We start from the raw sequence: 15,513 nt of genomic DNA, 5'->3' as shown, positions 1-15,513 counted from the left end.
GAGAAAAGCAAACCATGATTAATGCAAACGATATTGCAAATAGTAAAATTAAAGTACGTGACCTCAATTTCTATTATGGCAAGTTTCACGCACTGAAAAATATCTCTTTAGACATTGAAAAAAATAAAGTGACTGCATTTATCGGCCCATCAGGCTGTGGTAAATCGACGTTATTACGCACTTTCAATAAAATGTATGAATTGTATGGCGAGCAGCGCGCAGAAGGTGAAATTTTACTGGATGGCCAAAACATCCTGACTGATAAGCAAGATATTGCGTTATTGCGTGCGAAAGTCGGAATGGTTTTCCAAAAACCAACACCATTCCCGATGTCTATTTATGACAACATTGCATTTGGTGTGCGTTTATTTGAGAAGTTATCCCGTGTGGAAATGGATGAGCGCGTGCAGTGGGCGTTAACAAAGGCGGCATTATGGAATGAAACCAAAGATAAGTTACACCAAAGTGGTTATAGCTTGTCGGGTGGCCAGCAACAGCGTCTCTGTATTGCTCGTGGTATTGCTATTCGGCCTGAGGTTTTATTGCTAGATGAACCCTGTTCCGCTCTAGACCCTATTTCAACTGGTCGAATTGAAGAACTGATTAGTGAATTAAAATCAGAATACACCGTGGTGATTGTTACCCACAATATGCAACAAGCAGCACGCTGTTCTGACTATACGGCTTTCATGTATTTAGGGGAGTTAGTCGAGTTTAACCATACCGACAAAATGTTTACTACCCCAGAAATGAAGCAAACTGAAGATTATATTACTGGCCGCTACGGTTGATATGGAGCCGACGATGGATACGCTGAATCACAACAAACATATATCGGGGCAGTTCAATGCTGAACTGGAACATATCCATACTGAATTGATGACGATGGGAGGACTGGTCGAAGAGCAGCTTACCAAAGCCATTACGGCCATGCATAATCAGGATGAAGCCCTAGCACGTGAAGTTATCGAAAATGACCATAAAGTCAATATGATGGAAGTGGCCATTGATGAAGAATGCGTTAAAATCATTGCGAAGCGTCAACCAACAGCGAGTGATTTGCGCCTCATTATGGCGATTTCAAAAACGATTGCTGAGCTGGAAAGAATCGGTGATGTTGCGGACAAAATCTGTCAAACTGCATTGGAAAAATTTTCTCATCAACACCAGCCCTTGCTAGTGAGTTTGGAATCATTAGGCCGTCATACAGTACAAATGCTACATGATGTATTAGATGCGTTTGCTCGAATGGATCTTGAAGAAGCGATTCGTATCTACCGTGAAGATGAGAAAGTTGACCAAGAGTATGAGGGCATCGTACGCCAATTGATGACTTATATGATGGAAGACCCGCGGACGATCCCAAGTGTATTAACAGCACTGTTCTGTGCTCGTTCAATTGAGCGCATTGGTGACCGTTGCCAAAATATCTGCGAGTTTATTTTCTACTATGTGAAGGGGCAGGATTTCCGTCATGTGGGGGGAGATAGTCTTGAGAAGATGTTGACGAATAAATAATTACTCGAATACTCGTCATATTTCGTGCTGTGGCGGTGTTGGCTTCGCTCGGCTACTCGGGTCACATACTGATGTATGCTCCCCGAGATATCCTTGCTTGCCGCCTAGCCACAACACGAACTATTTAGAGTATTAATGTATGAGGTTAATGTATTAAATACTCGTCATACTTCAAGCTGTAGTTCTGATATTTGAACTCGGCTACTCGGGTCACATACTGATGTATGCTCCCCGAGATATCCTTGCTTGCCGCCTAGCCACAACACGAACTATTTAGAGTATTAATGTATGAGGTTAATTCATTCGATGATCTGTTTATTATGATGAATACACTAACACGTTCTTCTACCGACTTTCTTCTTGCTCGATAAGAGTCTATTGATGGTTTAACCATGTTTGGGGCACTTTGTTATTAAGGTGGCCCTTTTTTGTTTTTATCAATATTCCATTTAGTTATAAATATATTATTTAATATTATTTCAAGTGCTAAGCAATAGTTGATAGCGTGTGATGGTCGATTTACAAAAATTTACCGTCAGGGGTGTTCAATGAAAGCTCGTATTCTAACGACTGTTTTACTTACAGGTTTAGCGCTGACAGCGAATGTCGCTAGCGCAGATAAATTAGATGATATCAAACAAGCGGGTGTGATCCGTATTTCTGTGTTTGATAGTAATCCACCATTTGGTTTTATTGACCCACAAACTAAAAAATTAGCGGGTTATGATGTGGATATCGCACAAGAAATTGCAGATAGCTTAGGGGTAAAACTTGAGCTTCGTCCCACTAACCCAGCAAACCGTATCCCACTTCTGACTTCGGGCAAAGTTGACCTGATTGGCGCTAATTTCACCATTACAGATGAACGCGCAAAACAAGTTGATTTTTCTATCCCTGATTTTGCGACAGGCCAAAAATTTATTGCCCGTAAAGGCGTATTAAAAACGCCTGACGATATCAAACCACTACGTATTGGTGCAGATAAAGGCACTGTGCAGGAAGTGACTTTACGTGAACGTTTCCCTGATACAAAGGTGATTTCTTATGACGATACCCCGCAAGCATTCGCTGCACTGCGTAATGGCAACGTCCAAGCTATCACTCAAGATGATGCAAAACTGGTTGGCTTGTTAGGAAATTTACCTGAGAAAGTTAAAGTTGATTTCGAAATTTCCCCATTTAGCCTAACCAAAGAGTACCAAGCATTGGCGGCAAGCAAAGGCGAAACCCGTTTAGTTGAAAACGTCAACGAAACATTGTTGAAACTGGAAAAAGACGGTAAAGCCGAGGTAATTTATAACCGTTGGTTTGGGCCAGATACTAAAGCTGCACAGCCACGTGGGGACTTTAAATTTGCGCCACTGAGTGAGCAACAGCCTCAGTCTTAACGGGTAGCGGTAAATACTCAGTGATATGAAGCCCTGCACTCTGTGCGGGGTTCTTGGTTATAAGGGATGTGTTTTTAATCACAGGCTGTGAAGGCAATAGGTCGTGAACAATGTTTGAAAAATTTTTGAGTGGTGATTTTTGGTCTGCCCATTTATTGGCACCCGAGTATCTAGAATGGTTTGGCTACGGTTTTTTGATCACCGTTTGGATCTCGATTTGTACCATTGTTGCAGCCACTGCATTGGGTTTTATAGTTGCATCAGCAAAGGATAGTCAAATTACTCCTGTGCGTTGGGTCGTGGGCATCTACATCTCTATTTTTAGAAATACGCCTTTGTTGGTGCAGTTATTCTTTTGGTATTTTGCTTCCGGTGAGATTTTACCCTCTGCGGCAATGGAATGGCTAAATACTCCCCATGAAATCCATTTACTTGGAATAACCGTGGGTTGGCCATCATTTGAATTCTTAGCAGGTTTTATTGGTTTGACCCTGTATACCGTTCCTTTTATTGCTGAAGAAATTCGCGCTGGGATCCGTGGTGTTCGTCAAGGGCAAAAATATGCCGCGTTTGCTTTAGGATTAACGTCGTGGCAGGCCATGAAATTGGTGGTATTACCGCAAGCCGTTAAAATCGCCATGCCTCCGTTACTGGGCCAATATATGAATGTGGTGAAAAACTCATCGTTAACGATGGCAATCGGTGTCGCAGAACTGTCTTATGTCTCCCGCCAGGTTGATAGCCAGACACTGCAAACCTTTACTGCCTTTGGGGTGGCGACGGTATTGTATATTGCCATTATTGCGGTAATGGAGGGCTGGGGCCAGTGGCGCCAGCAGCGTAATTTGGCTCAGGGGGTATAAGATGGATTTTTCAGTTATTGAGCAGAACTGGCAATATTTATTATTCGGTACTTTCCCTGATGGACCGCTTGAAGGCGCAGCGCTGACGCTAGTCATTAGCTTACTTGCCGGTGCGGCTTCCATTGTACTAGGGACATTGGGCGGAATAGCCTTAGCCATGCTGCGAGGCTTCTGGGTTAACCTATTCGCTGCAGTTTTAGGTTTTTTTCGTGCAATTCCTGTCATTATGTTGATTTTTTGGACCTATTTCCTGCTGCCAATCTTATTGGGTATGGAAATTCCGGGTATTGCAACGGTAGTATGTGCATTGGCATTGATTACCTCCGCATATTTGGCTCATGCTGTGAAAGCGGGCATTTTAGCAATAGGAGCAGGGCAGTGGCAGGCAGGTTTATCCTTGGGGTTTAGCCGCTGGCAGGTATTATGGAATATCGTGTTACCACAAGCCTTACGTATGATGGTGCCGTCATTTATTAACCAGTGGGTAGCATTAATTAAAGATACCTCATTAGCCTATGTTGTTGGTGTTGCGGAGCTTTCTTTCTTAGCAACCCAAGTGAACAACCGTGAAATGGTCTATCCTCTCGAAGTTTTCTTATTCGTTGCATTTATTTATTTTGTGATGTGTTTTGCAGTAGAAATTATTGCGAATAGAGTGGCGAAAAAGCTCAGTGCACAGCATCAACCCCAGAAACTGGCTGCGAAACATCGTTTGTTGTTTTGGCGTCGACAAAAATTGTTAGCACTTTCCTAAATCAAAAGTGGTGGTGAAATACCCACCATTTTTTCACTCCACTATTTTGGTTTTTATTATTATTTCATCTTGGCGTATCAGTTAGTTAGGACATTTTTGCCCCTTATAGTTTACGCAATCGTTTTCTTTTGTGATTTTTAATTGTAGTATAGGGCGAAAAAAACTTTTTTTGGGCGCAATATCTAATGAGTAATCAATCTTCTAGCTCGGCACAACCGCAGGGCTTGTTTCAGCGTGTTTTTAAATTGCAAGAGCACGGCACGACAGCACGGACAGAAGTTGTTGCAGGCTTCACGACCTTCCTGACGATGGTATATATCGTCTTTGTTAACCCTCAAATACTCTCAGTTGCAGGCATGGACATCAAAGCCGTGTTTGTTACCACCTGTTTGATTGCGGCAATTGGTAGCATTTTAATGGGGCTACTGGCAAATTTACCGATTGCTGTTGCACCTGCGATGGGCTTGAATGCCTTTTTTGCTTTTGTTGTTGTAGGGGCGATGGGGTATTCATGGGAAGTCGCTATGGGCGCCGTATTTTGGGGGGCTGTCGGCTTATTTATTCTGACACTATTCCGCATACGTTATTGGATTATCGCCAATATTCCTTTGAGTCTTCGTGTCGGGATCACCAGTGGTATCGGCCTATTTATTGCGATGATGGGGCTGAAAAACTCCGGCATTATTGTGGCTAACCCAGACACGTTAGTCTCTATCGGTAACTTGACTCACCATAATGTTTGGCTGGGAGCTCTCGGATTCTTTATTATTGCAATCTTAGCGGCACGTAATATTCATGCCGCGGTATTAGTTTCTATTGCGGTGACCACCTTGATTGGCCTAGCTCTGGGGGATGTAAAATATTCTGGGATATTCTCAATGCCGCCAAGTATCACGAGTGTCGTGGGGCAGGTTGATTTCTCTGGCTCTTTAGATTTAGCGTTGTCCGGTGTGATTTTTGCCTTCATGTTAGTCAATTTGTTTGACTCATCAGGTACCATGATTGGGGTGACTGACAAAGCGGGTATCACCAATGAACGCGGGACTTTCCCTCGAATGAAACAAGCTTTATATGTAGACAGCTTGAGTTCTGTCGCAGGTTCAGCGATGGGAACGTCTTCAGTTACTGCATATATTGAAAGTTCTTCAGGTGTTTCTGTTGGTGGGCGTACAGGTTTAACCGCGATTGTCGTTGGTGTTTTATTCCTATTGACTATGTTTATCTCACCTCTTGCAGGCATGGTGCCAGCTTATGCAACTGCAGGGGCCTTGATTTACGTGGGCGTGCTGATGACTTCAAGCCTAACGCGCGTGAAATGGGATGACTTAACTGAGTCTGTACCCGCATTTATTACCGCAGTGATGATGCCATTTAGTTTCTCGATTACTGAAGGTATTGCGTTGGGTTTTATTGCTTACTGTGCAATGAAAATTGGTACCGGACGCTGGCGTGATCTGGGTCTGTGTGTGATTTTAGTCGCGGCGATGTTCCTACTCAAAATGATTCTAGTCGACGCCTAATATTCGTCATATTTCAAGCTGTGGCGTTGTTGCCTACACTTGGTTACTCGGGTCACATACTTGTGTATGCTCCCCGAGATAACCTCGTCTGGCGCCTAGCCACAACTTGAATTATTTAGAATATTGCTCAAGATGACTCTCTATTTTCTGTCCTCAGACGATACAGCTATTTAGAGCATTAGAACGTTTAGGCAACTAAGTGATCATTTTCTGTAGGTAAAGCTATTTAGAAGATTAATACCCCCTCATATGGCTCTTCCTTTTTGTTGCTTGCATGCAACACAAATTATTTAAGGTATAATCATTAAAGTACTGTTGCGAAGGCAGGGTGGAATAAAAAATCCGCTGAAATTGCAAACTAGTGCTTTCCCCCTTTATGGGATCCTGCTAGATTTCGCAGCAGAAACTGACTTTATCAAGGTATCAGACCATGAATGCACCAAAAAAAACGGCTGCGAAGCCAAAGAAAAAATACCGTAAAACAAAAGAAGAGATAAATGCGGAAGGCCGTGAGCGTAAGCGTGAGAAAAAACATCGCGGTCATAAGTCTGGCAGCCGTTATGTAGAACAGGCTTCTAATAAGCAAAACGGTGGGCAAAACGCTTCAACCGACCCCCGTTTAGGCAGCAAAAAGCCAGTGCCTTTAGTTGTGGATGAAAAACAGGTCACGAAACCTGTGGTTGAGAAAAAACAGCCAGCGGTTAAAGAAAAACTGGCGCCAGAAAAAGAGCTTGAAATGCTGGAAAGCGATGACCGTTTAGATGGCATTTTGGCACGCCTAGAAGATGGCGAAACCATCACGGCGCAAGAACAAGAATATGTTGATACTTGTTTAGATCGTATCGATGAGCTGATGAATATTCTCGGTATTGAATATAGCGAAGAAGAAGAGGAAGAAGACGAAGAAAAACTTGATGACATTATGCGCATCTTAAAAAGTAAATAATTTCGTTTAAAAGATCCCTCGCGCTAGCGGGGGGTTTGGCTATTTTTTTCGCTAACTCACTTTTCTTTGATGTTGCATCAAGTCTCTTCTCTCTAACATATTTATACTCGTCATATATAAAGCTGCAGCGTTGTTGACTATGTTCATTCGCACTAGTCATATACTTATGTATACTCCTAGCGACTCATTCACTTGTCGCCTAGCTGCAACTCGAAATATTTAGAGTCTATAATGCTTATGCAGGTTATAAAATTTTCACTCTTATCGAATAACAAATTAAATAGAGTGAAGTCATCGTTATAGTTTGAGCTTTTGGTCAATTGAGGAATGTTATGTCAGAGCAAAATATTGTTTGGGATCTTTCTCTCATTCAAAAATACAATTATTCAGGGCCACGTTATACTTCGTATCCCACCGCCTTGGAATTTAATCAAGAGTATGATGAGAATGCGTTTGTTCAAGCAACGCAGCGTTATCCTGATCGCCCTTTATCGCTCTATGTTCATATTCCTTTTTGCCATAAACTTTGTTATTTCTGTGGCTGTAATAAACTAGTGACACGCCAAAAACATAAAGCCGATGAATATCTTCAAGTAATTGAAAAGGAAATTATTCAGCGCGCAGCGTTATTAAAAAACCGCATCGTGACGCAAATGCATTGGGGCGGTGGAACTCCAACTTATCTCGATAAAGCTCAAGTCAGCCATTTGGTTGGTTTATTGAAAAAACACTTTAATTTTGCAGATGACGTGGAAATGTCGATTGAAGTCGACCCGCGTGAAATTGAACTGGATATGATAGACCATTTGCGCCATGAAGGGTTTAATCGCCTAAGCATGGGAGTGCAGGATTTTAATAAAGAAGTTCAGGAACTGGTTAACCGAGAACAGGACGAAGATTTTATTTTTGCGCTAATTAAACGCGCCAAAGAGATGGGTTTTACCTCGACAAGTATTGATTTGATTTATGGTTTACCTAAACAAACACCTGAAAGTTTTGCATTTACCCTAAAGAAAGTGGCTGAATTATCACCAGATCGCTTAAGCGTGTTCAATTATGCACACTTACCTAGTTTATTTGCGGCGCAGCGTAAAATTAAAGACGCTGATTTACCAAGTGCGGAGCAAAAACTCGATATTCTGCAAGACACAATTGCGACTCTCACCAGAGATGGCTATCAATTTATTGGTATGGACCACTTTGCTCGCCCTGAGGATGAACTTGCCGTGGCACAACGGGAAGGCATTCTGCACCGTAATTTTCAAGGTTATACCACCCAAGGAGATTGTGATTTACTGGGGTTAGGGGTTTCTGCGATCAGTATGTTAGGCGATAACTACGCACAAAATCAGAAAGATTTGAAAACTTATTATGCGCAAGTTGAAGAGCAAGGTCATGCGCTGTGGCGTGGACTCGCCTTAACCGATGATGATTGTCTACGCCGTGATGTCATCAAAACCTTAATCTGTAACTTCCAATTGGATTTTGCCCAAATTGAAGCAATCTATCCAATTGATTTTAAATTTTATTTTAAAGAAGATTTAGAACTATTGAAACCAATGGCAGAAGATGGGCTGGTCGAAATAACAGACAAAGGTATTAAAGTGACACCACAAGGACGTTTACTTATTCGTAATATTTGTATGTGTTTTGATGTGTATTTGCGTAGTCAGATGAGGCAGCGGCAGTTTTCCCGCGTCATCTAAATGCTCTTCATATTTCGTCCTGTCGCGTTGTTGTCTTCATTCAGCCACACGGGTCACATACTTAGTGTATGCTCCCCGCGCGGTCTTCATTTCGACGCCTAGCGACAGAACGAACTATTTAGAGCATCTAATCTTTGTCATATCTCGTGCTGCCACGTTGTTGTCTTCAATCAGCCACACGGGGTCACATACTTAGTGTATGCTCCCCGCGCTGCCTTCATTTCGACGCCTAGCGACAGAACGAACTATTTAGAGCATCTAATCTTTGTCATATTTCGTCCTGTCGCGTTGTTGTTTTCATTCCGCCACACGGGTCACATACTTAATGTATGCTCCCCGCGCTGTCTTCATTTCAACGCCTAGCGGCAACACGAACTATATAGAACATCTAATCTTAGTCAGAAATCTATTCATTAATTTTTTCAATTAATTGATAAGTCGCGGTAATGCGGTCAGGGATTGGATACCATTTGTTGGACAAAATCACCACCGCGATTCGGTCTTCAGGAATAAACGCCGCATAGGTTGCAAAACCATTGGTTGAACCTGTTTTGTTATAAAAAGCACGGTTTTCTGGTGGCATTACGGGTTGAATAGCGTCAACCTTTTGCGGCTCAAGCGCCATTTCGTCTCGGTTACCCTGTTGTAGATGAGAGAGGGATACGGGCAATGAATAACTTTCCCACATCATATCTTGTACAAAAGAGTCAGTTAGATAGAACCCAGTGTGCGTATCTTCTACTGCTTCTTGCCACGGTTTTGCAACTTTTGTCATTTGCATATTAATATCTAAGAAACGAATTAAATCCTTAGCATTCGATTTTAAACCATAAGATTCAGCATCTAAAATTTGCGGTGTCACACGAACGGGCTGATCTTTCTTATTATAACCTTGAGCATAATTTTTCTGTTGGTTTTTAGGCACATGAATATAGGTGTGTTTTAGCCCAAGAGCGGGCAACATTAATTTTTCCATTGCTTGTTCAAATGGCATTTTGAGTTGTTTAGCCGTAATGACGCCTAATAACCCAATGCCGAGATTTGAATAAGAACGATATTGCCCAATGGCTTTTTCTGGTTTCCATTGTTGGTAATAACGGGTTAATTCTGCTGAATTGGTAATGGTATCGGGTACAAATAACGATAAACCTGAAGTATGAGTAGCGAGGTTCATTATTGTCACTTGGTCGAAAGCAGAACCTTTTAATTCAGGAAGATAGTGGCTTACCTTTTGCGAAAAATCGAGTTTTCCTTGGTTTTGTGCATAGGCTGCGAGTGTGGCAGTAAACGTTTTAGATAAAGAGCCAATCTCAAATAAAGTCTCGTCACTGACAGGTACTGAGTCTTGCTTAGATTGTACACCATAATGATAAATATAGTGTTTTCCATCAACTGAGATTGCTACAGACATGCCTGGGATCTGCTTCTCTTCCATTAGCGGTTTAATAATATTATCCACGTCCTTTTGTGTGAATGCATTAGCGGATAGGGTGGTTAAAGCCAAACTGAGTGCGACAAAAATTCGCCCCTGACGAAAAAGATTTTTCATAGAGTTATTCCAATAAATACAAGTTTAAGTTATTGCTAACAGGAACTGGAAAGCACTTCATTGTAAATTAAAAGTGCTTTAATATACGATTTTCAGCGGGTAATCCGTGGTTGAAAAATAGTATGCATGCTTTCAAGCATTATTTAAAACGATATAAAGTACGATGAGGTAAAAGAAAATCTTATGGCAGAAAATTATCGTCATCGGCTACCCCTTAATGCACTTAGGGCATTTGAAGCTTCTGCACGGCATTTAAGCTTTACACGAGCCGGAATAGAATTGAATGTCACTCAGGCCGCTGTCAGTCAACAAGTTAGGCTGTTAGAGGAGCAATTGGGGCTAGAACTGTTCATTCGCTTACCTCGAGGACTCGCATTAACCGAAGAAGGCTTCGCGTTGCTACCTGTATTGAGCCGCTCTTTCGATCAAATTGAGTCACTATTACTGCAATTTGAGGATGGCCATTATCGGGAAGCTTTAAGTATTTCAGTGGTCGGTACATTTGCGGTGGGTTGGTTATTACCAAGACTAACGCAATTCTCTGAACGATATCCTTATATTGATTTACGCATTATGACCCACAACAATGTAGTAAATTTAGCTGCTGAAGGCGTTGATTTTGCTATTCGTTTCGGTGAGGGGCTATGGCCACTAGTAGAAAATACCTCACTATTTTCAACGGCGCATACTGTGCTTTGTTCAGAGAAAGTGGCGAGCCAGCTGAAACATCCGTTAGATTTAAAATCTCACCAGTTAATGCGTTCATATCGTAAAGACGAATGGGAGAAATGGTTTTTAGCCGCAGAAGTGGAACCATGGCGCGTCAAAGGGCCTGTATTTGATTCATCGCGTTTGATGGTTGAAGCCGCGCTATTAACCGACGGTGTAGCCTTGGTGCCAAGTTGCATGTTCAACCATGAATTAAGTGCTGGAACATTAATTCAACCTTTTAATATCTCTGTGACTTTAGGTGGATATTGGTTAAGTCGTTTAAAATCGAGAGCCATGACACCGGCGATGGCGATATTTCATAATTGGTTGGTGGATGAGTCTAAAAAAGAACAATAAGTCGGTGCTATACTATTAATAGAAATAGCACCGATATTTAATTTACTAGCATAATATAATGCTCATATTTAGAAGTTAAAATACCAGAGCTTCAGCCGAGAAATAATTCTTTTTGCTAATAGGGAGCTCTGTACTATTAATTTCTATGACGGCTGTAGTAAAGAAATAGGTTGGTGAAACATTAAATATTTGTGCCAACTGGTAAATGGTATCGACATGAATATTGACCTCACCATTTTCATAGCGTGATTGGTGCTGTTGGCTAATACCTAATAACATGCTTAATTCTTTACCACTCATTCCGTGACTTTCTCTTAATGACCTAATTTTTAAGCCAACAGATTTAGATATTTTTCGTTTCATAATGTTCTCTCTAACTTATTTAATATTGCAATGTGAATATAATTAAATATTATTAATGTAATTTATTTTCTAGTGTTATGTATTATTACTTAATTTATTAAATATCAAGAGACTGAAAAAAGGATTGAATATCAATCTCAAAATATGTTGCATATTGAAACAGTCTATCTAAAGTAAGTCTATTTATTCCCCTTTCATATCGTGATTGTTGTTGTGGGCTGATACCAATAACTTTTGATATTTCATTAATTGAAATACCCTTCATTTTTCGATAATAAAGTATTTTCTTTCCTATGAGATGAGATCTTGAATAAGACATATGTACTCCTATAATTAGACTTTTCATTTCTAACTAAACAAAATTCCAAGATAGCCTCTCTATCTTAACCATTTTAATAAAATAGTAAATTTGCTATTTATCAATTATTCTTTCATATTCTTTAATATTAGCAATAAAAATCAAATTATAAATAAATTAACATCTTTTTATGATTAATGTTGAATGCTATTTATTCATATCTTATGTTAACCGACGCGGTCGAGTTTGCAGTTCCTGCGGTTATATTATTAGCAGTTTTAATATATCGAGCTTTCCAATTAAAAATATAGTCGCCACCTGCAACGTTATTTTGCAAAGTAAACTTTGAATTAAGCTTTATTGGGGTGCTGTTTCTATCTAATAATTGAATGGCGACTCCGGTCGCTTGCCCTTGTCCAGACAATTTAATTTTCCCTGTATTAGTATCAACATACCCAGCACTACTTGTCACTGTCACTTTTAGATTAGTGCCTGCAGCACAGCTTAATGTAATGGGTATATTGACACTGTTGCTAGTCGTACCAACAGCTTTAAACTGAGTATCGTACCAAGTCCCTAAGTTAACATTGTAACTTGTCGCTTTTGTTGAGCACTTTAATACGTTTATTTTTATCGCATTCGCTGGAATGTTCAGCGATGTTAAATTCCACGTACTGTTATGTGGTGCTGGGTTACGTTGTGTTAGTCTTCCCACATGCCCTGCTTTTAAATTTCCCCCCTGTGTGACTTGTCCTGTTTTTTTGATAGTAATAGTCCAATATGGGTTAGGAATACCCCAAGCAGCAGGGTTAGCTAATGTTGGTGGCCCATAACGTGTGTTCAAGAAACCAATTTCCGTAGCTTTTACTTGAATGCTGATGCCTGGTATATTACTGGCTGCAATTTTATTACCGTTTGGTACCCACCCATTCACATAGTCAGCATGTAAATAGGCATCACCGCATTGGCCATTACTTTTTGGGCCTGAAAATGTATTGACTTGTGAGCCTTTAAAATTGACTCGAATAGTATCGAGGTCTCGTGCTCCTGTATCGTCATATTGCAATGAATAGGTTTTCGTAGGTACATTAACCACAACATTTCGTAAGTTCGGGTTTTGAATACAGGCCGCTTGTACATATCCAGAAAATGTAACGATAGTACTAAATATTAAAAGTAGATTTTTATTTTTCATTTTCATCCTTGATTAAATAATTAGTGTTTGATGTTTTAATTTCGTTTAATTCTTTATTATTAAAGACAAAAAAATCAATAAGGTAAATGTCAAATATTTTTGCATATTGATAGAGTCTATCAACATTAATTCGATTAATGCCTCGCTCATATCGTGATTGCTGTTGTTCACTCACTCCTACTACTTTAGATAAATTCTCTAATGTCATTCCTTTCATTTTTCGATAATAAGTGATTTTATTGCCAATTATTTTTGAGATAGGGTAGTGGCTAGGCATATCATTATCTCCTATTAAGGTGTGTGTGATTATAATAAGAAATTATATTTAATTATTGATAAGTAAATGTAAATTCTAAATGGCTTTTAAATGAGCCTGCAACCATACCATTTCCATATCCTGAAACTCTTGCAGACAGAGGAATTTCAACATTTCGTGTTTGTGTATTAACATTCGCAGTAATCGTATCACCATTTTTAATGGTTGTTTTATTCACTGTGTTGGCTAAATTCAGCGCCACATTTTTTGCTGTACCATTATTAATAAAATGTTCCGTTACTGTTGAGTCTGGCGTACCTGATATTTTCATTACAGCGATGGTGGTGCCGACAGGGCAATTTTTTAGTTTCACGGAAAAATCAACCCACGGAGATTTCTGCGTATCTTTGATATTCCAAATATTAATTTTTTTCAAATCAATTAAATAATTATTTTTTTCGACTTCACAAGGGGCAGCAATAACGACGCCATGTACTTTAATATTTGCAGTTAACCCAAATGCAGTTAAAGAGCAGCTCATGATTGATAGTAATAGGATAAAATGTCTCATATTATTCTCTCTTTTATAAATAGGTAATTGTTGCCGTAATGTTGGCGGAAATAGTTCCCGGAGTGGCATTACCTAATGAGCTAAAAGCACGGGTGCGTAATGGAATATTAATATTCGCTTGCCCATTTGTCGGAACTTGTAATATTTTTTGGTTACCTAAAGCAGTTGTTCCATTACCATTTTGTAGTTGTACGGCTAGGTTTTTAGCTGTGCCTTGATTTTTGTATAAACTTGCTACATCCGCGGTATCCGCCGTCCCTGTAAATGTCAGCTTTACTTGATTAATAAAAGATGAACAATTATTGAGACTAATATTAAATGTATTCCAGTTAGAGCCAGAGCTCGCATTGCGAAATACATCAGCTGAAATACTTTTCAGGTCAATATCAATATTATTACCACCAGTAATATTACAAGTTGCCGCTCTAATATTACCGGTGAAATTCAACGTGACAGTGCTAGCAGCGAATAAGTTCCCACTGAATATTAAGCTACTAAGTAAAAGTAAATTTTTAGGTGTTATTTTCATTTTTTATTCCTACTCATAGCGGATATTTACAGTAGCGGAGGCATTCGCTGTACCTGGCGTGATATTATCTGCCGTTTTTATATAGCGAGCTTTCCAATTAAACATATAATCACCGGCTGGAACATTATTTTGCAGGTTATTTGTGGTATTCAATTTGATTGGATTATTATTTTTGTCCAATAATTGTATTGCGACACCAGTAGCACTATTAGTTCCTGTTAGCCCTAATTTTCCCGTCGCAGTATCTTCATATTTAGAACTTGTGACAGTCGCTTTAATATTGGTGCCAGCTGCACAAGTTAATGTAATTGGGATATTAACCGGTGTACTGGTTGAGCCTATATTGGGAAACTGTGTATCATACCAATCTTGCATATCAATATTGTAGGTTGACTGATTATTCTTTAATGAACAGCTAAGTACATTGATACGAATAGCATTGGTCGGCATATTTAAGGTTGTTAAAGTCCAAGTCACATTTGTTGGCGCACGGTAAGTTGCGGTTAGCCTTGCAACATTTCCGGCTCTTAATGTGCCACCTTGTGTTACCGAACCGAGTTTTTTTACTGTGATGCTCCAATGCGTTGTTAATATATTATAATTTGCGTTGTTTTTATCCCAGGTTGCATTAAATGCTCCAATGCCTGCAGTTGTAACAGAAATACCAATACCAGAAATATTAGATAGGGCAACTTTATTGGCATTTGGTGACCAGCTATTTATAAAGCTACCCGTTAAGTATGAAGTAGCACAAGAGCTCGAATCACTAGCTACCCACTGAGATGTAGATGAAAAATTAGCACTGAGAGAACCTAAGTCTCTAGGTGTATTATCATCATATTGAACGTTATAAACTGCGGCCGGTATATTAGCTAGTTTATTATTTAAATTTGGGTTTAAGGTACAAGCAGCATTAGCATATCCTGAGTATAAATATATACAACTAACAGGCAATATTGATTTATAAATAAAGTTTTTCATTATTTACT

The 15,513-nt window shown here is 39.8% G+C and carries 17 protein-coding genes; 9 read left to right on the top strand and 8 right to left on the bottom strand.

Annotation, left to right across the window (positions count from 1 at the left end; translation table 11 throughout):
* Nucleotides 1-14 precede the first annotated feature (14 nt).
* The 8 genes from pstB (at nt 15) to hemN (ending at nt 8,695) form a co-directional block, all read left to right on the top strand.
* Entirely contained in the window at nt 15-791 is a 777-nt protein-coding gene (gene pstB / locus PSF09_RS15345; RefSeq protein WP_004262838.1) for a phosphate ABC transporter ATP-binding protein PstB, read from the top strand.
* 13 nt (nt 792-804) lie between these two features.
* The gene (gene phoU, locus PSF09_RS15340; protein ID WP_036958602.1) at nt 805-1,518 is read left to right on the top strand and encodes a phosphate signaling complex protein PhoU; all 714 of its coding nucleotides are present in this window, start codon (nt 805-807) and stop codon (nt 1,516-1,518) included.
* Between the two features lie 548 nt (nt 1,519-2,066).
* Nucleotides 2,067-2,906 (top strand): ABC transporter substrate-binding protein, encoded by an 840-nt coding sequence (locus tag PSF09_RS15335; protein WP_219245366.1) that lies wholly within the window; start codon nt 2,067-2,069, stop codon nt 2,904-2,906.
* A 110-nt stretch (nt 2,907-3,016) separates the two neighbouring features.
* Nucleotides 3,017-3,769, top strand: coding sequence for an amino acid ABC transporter permease (locus PSF09_RS15330; protein ID WP_272666092.1), 753 nt, complete (start codon nt 3,017-3,019; stop codon nt 3,767-3,769).
* A gap of 1 nt (nt 3,770) precedes the next feature.
* The gene (locus tag PSF09_RS15325) at nt 3,771-4,523 is read left to right on the top strand and encodes an amino acid ABC transporter permease (protein ID WP_004266115.1); all 753 of its coding nucleotides are present in this window, start codon (nt 3,771-3,773) and stop codon (nt 4,521-4,523) included.
* 185 nt (nt 4,524-4,708) lie between these two features.
* Nucleotides 4,709-6,043 carry an NCS2 family permease gene (locus PSF09_RS15320; RefSeq protein WP_004266114.1) on the top strand — a complete coding sequence of 445 codons (1,335 nt, stop codon included), beginning with the start codon at nt 4,709-4,711 and terminating at the stop codon, nt 6,041-6,043.
* A 430-nt stretch (nt 6,044-6,473) separates the two neighbouring features.
* Nucleotides 6,474-6,989: a Der GTPase-activating protein YihI gene (gene yihI, locus PSF09_RS15315; protein ID WP_272666090.1), complete on the top strand. Its 516-nt coding sequence runs from the start codon at nt 6,474-6,476 to the stop codon at nt 6,987-6,989.
* 332 nt (nt 6,990-7,321) lie between these two features.
* Nucleotides 7,322-8,695 (top strand): oxygen-independent coproporphyrinogen III oxidase, encoded by a 1,374-nt coding sequence (hemN, locus tag PSF09_RS15310; protein WP_272666088.1) that lies wholly within the window; start codon nt 7,322-7,324, stop codon nt 8,693-8,695.
* Between the two features lie 406 nt (nt 8,696-9,101).
* Here hemN and ampC read toward each other — a convergent pair whose 3' ends face one another.
* Nucleotides 9,102-10,244 carry a class C beta-lactamase gene (gene ampC, locus PSF09_RS15305; RefSeq protein WP_272684104.1) on the bottom strand — a complete coding sequence of 381 codons (1,143 nt, stop codon included), beginning with the start codon at nt 10,242-10,244 and terminating at the stop codon, nt 9,102-9,104.
* 183 nt (nt 10,245-10,427) lie between these two features.
* Here ampC and PSF09_RS15300 point away from each other — a divergent pair, with 183 nt between their 5' ends.
* Complete coding sequence (locus tag PSF09_RS15300) at nt 10,428-11,312, top strand: LysR family transcriptional regulator (protein ID WP_272684103.1); 885 nt, start codon at nt 10,428-10,430, stop codon at nt 11,310-11,312.
* Nucleotides 11,313-11,387: 75 nt separating this feature from the next.
* On the opposite strand, the gene PSF09_RS15295 is transcribed toward PSF09_RS15300, so the two are convergent.
* The 7 genes from PSF09_RS15295 to PSF09_RS15265 all read right to left on the bottom strand — a co-directional run bounded on the left by PSF09_RS15295 (nt 11,388) and on the right by PSF09_RS15265 (nt 15,505).
* Nucleotides 11,388-11,675, bottom strand: coding sequence for a helix-turn-helix domain-containing protein (locus PSF09_RS15295; protein ID WP_272666080.1), 288 nt, complete (start codon nt 11,673-11,675; stop codon nt 11,388-11,390).
* A 97-nt stretch (nt 11,676-11,772) separates the two neighbouring features.
* Nucleotides 11,773-11,994 (bottom strand): helix-turn-helix domain-containing protein, encoded by a 222-nt coding sequence (locus tag PSF09_RS15290; protein WP_272684102.1) that lies wholly within the window; start codon nt 11,992-11,994, stop codon nt 11,773-11,775.
* 190 nt (nt 11,995-12,184) lie between these two features.
* Nucleotides 12,185-13,168: a fimbrial protein gene (locus PSF09_RS15285; protein WP_210840529.1), complete on the bottom strand. Its 984-nt coding sequence runs from the start codon at nt 13,166-13,168 to the stop codon at nt 12,185-12,187.
* Nucleotides 13,158-13,445 carry a helix-turn-helix domain-containing protein gene (locus PSF09_RS15280; protein ID WP_272666074.1) on the bottom strand — a complete coding sequence of 96 codons (288 nt, stop codon included), beginning with the start codon at nt 13,443-13,445 and terminating at the stop codon, nt 13,158-13,160. The genes PSF09_RS15285 and PSF09_RS15280 overlap by 11 nt, the downstream gene beginning before the upstream one ends.
* A gap of 52 nt (nt 13,446-13,497) precedes the next feature.
* Nucleotides 13,498-13,995: a fimbrial protein gene (locus PSF09_RS15275; RefSeq protein WP_272666072.1), complete on the bottom strand. Its 498-nt coding sequence runs from the start codon at nt 13,993-13,995 to the stop codon at nt 13,498-13,500.
* Between the two features lie 13 nt (nt 13,996-14,008).
* The gene (locus PSF09_RS15270) at nt 14,009-14,524 is read right to left on the bottom strand and encodes a fimbrial protein (RefSeq protein WP_109912398.1); all 516 of its coding nucleotides are present in this window, start codon (nt 14,522-14,524) and stop codon (nt 14,009-14,011) included.
* A gap of 9 nt (nt 14,525-14,533) precedes the next feature.
* A complete protein-coding gene (locus PSF09_RS15265; protein ID WP_109912399.1) occupies nt 14,534-15,505 on the bottom strand; it encodes a fimbrial protein in 972 nt (323 codons plus the stop codon).
* Nucleotides 15,506-15,513: the final 8 nt, after the last annotated feature.

This window comes from Providencia sp. PROV141 (assembly GCF_028481645.1).
Taxonomy (GTDB): domain Bacteria; phylum Pseudomonadota; class Gammaproteobacteria; order Enterobacterales; family Enterobacteriaceae; genus Providencia; species Providencia rettgeri.
Note: the sequence above shows the minus strand (reverse complement) of the source record. Positions and strands in the feature narration are given on the sequence as shown.

What these genes read in the sequence shown, in the direction of transcription:
- PSF09_RS15275 (WP_272666072.1), bottom strand. Translation starts at nt 13,995, where the DNA reads ATGAGACATTTTATCCTATTACTATCAATCATGAGCTGCTCTTTAACT.
- PSF09_RS15270 (WP_109912398.1), bottom strand. Translation starts at nt 14,524, where the DNA reads ATGAAAATAACACCTAAAAATTTACTTTTACTTAGTAGCTTAATATTC.
- hemN (WP_272666088.1), top strand. Translation starts at nt 7,322, where the DNA reads ATGTCAGAGCAAAATATTGTTTGGGATCTTTCTCTCATTCAAAAATAC.
- PSF09_RS15320 (WP_004266114.1), top strand. Translation starts at nt 4,709, where the DNA reads ATGAGTAATCAATCTTCTAGCTCGGCACAACCGCAGGGCTTGTTTCAG.
- yihI (WP_272666090.1), top strand. Translation starts at nt 6,474, where the DNA reads ATGAATGCACCAAAAAAAACGGCTGCGAAGCCAAAGAAAAAATACCGT.
- PSF09_RS15290 (WP_272684102.1), bottom strand. Translation starts at nt 11,994, where the DNA reads ATGTCTTATTCAAGATCTCATCTCATAGGAAAGAAAATACTTTATTAT.
- pstB (WP_004262838.1), top strand. Translation starts at nt 15, where the DNA reads ATGATTAATGCAAACGATATTGCAAATAGTAAAATTAAAGTACGTGAC.
- phoU (WP_036958602.1), top strand. Translation starts at nt 805, where the DNA reads ATGGATACGCTGAATCACAACAAACATATATCGGGGCAGTTCAATGCT.
- PSF09_RS15335 (WP_219245366.1), top strand. Translation starts at nt 2,067, where the DNA reads ATGAAAGCTCGTATTCTAACGACTGTTTTACTTACAGGTTTAGCGCTG.
- PSF09_RS15265 (WP_109912399.1), bottom strand. Translation starts at nt 15,505, where the DNA reads ATGAAAAACTTTATTTATAAATCAATATTGCCTGTTAGTTGTATATAT.
- PSF09_RS15300 (WP_272684103.1), top strand. Translation starts at nt 10,428, where the DNA reads ATGGCAGAAAATTATCGTCATCGGCTACCCCTTAATGCACTTAGGGCA.
- ampC (WP_272684104.1), bottom strand. Translation starts at nt 10,244, where the DNA reads ATGAAAAATCTTTTTCGTCAGGGGCGAATTTTTGTCGCACTCAGTTTG.
- PSF09_RS15295 (WP_272666080.1), bottom strand. Translation starts at nt 11,675, where the DNA reads ATGAAACGAAAAATATCTAAATCTGTTGGCTTAAAAATTAGGTCATTA.
- PSF09_RS15280 (WP_272666074.1), bottom strand. Translation starts at nt 13,445, where the DNA reads ATGCCTAGCCACTACCCTATCTCAAAAATAATTGGCAATAAAATCACT.
- PSF09_RS15325 (WP_004266115.1), top strand. Translation starts at nt 3,771, where the DNA reads ATGGATTTTTCAGTTATTGAGCAGAACTGGCAATATTTATTATTCGGT.
- PSF09_RS15330 (WP_272666092.1), top strand. Translation starts at nt 3,017, where the DNA reads ATGTTTGAAAAATTTTTGAGTGGTGATTTTTGGTCTGCCCATTTATTG.
- PSF09_RS15285 (WP_210840529.1), bottom strand. Translation starts at nt 13,168, where the DNA reads ATGAAAAATAAAAATCTACTTTTAATATTTAGTACTATCGTTACATTT.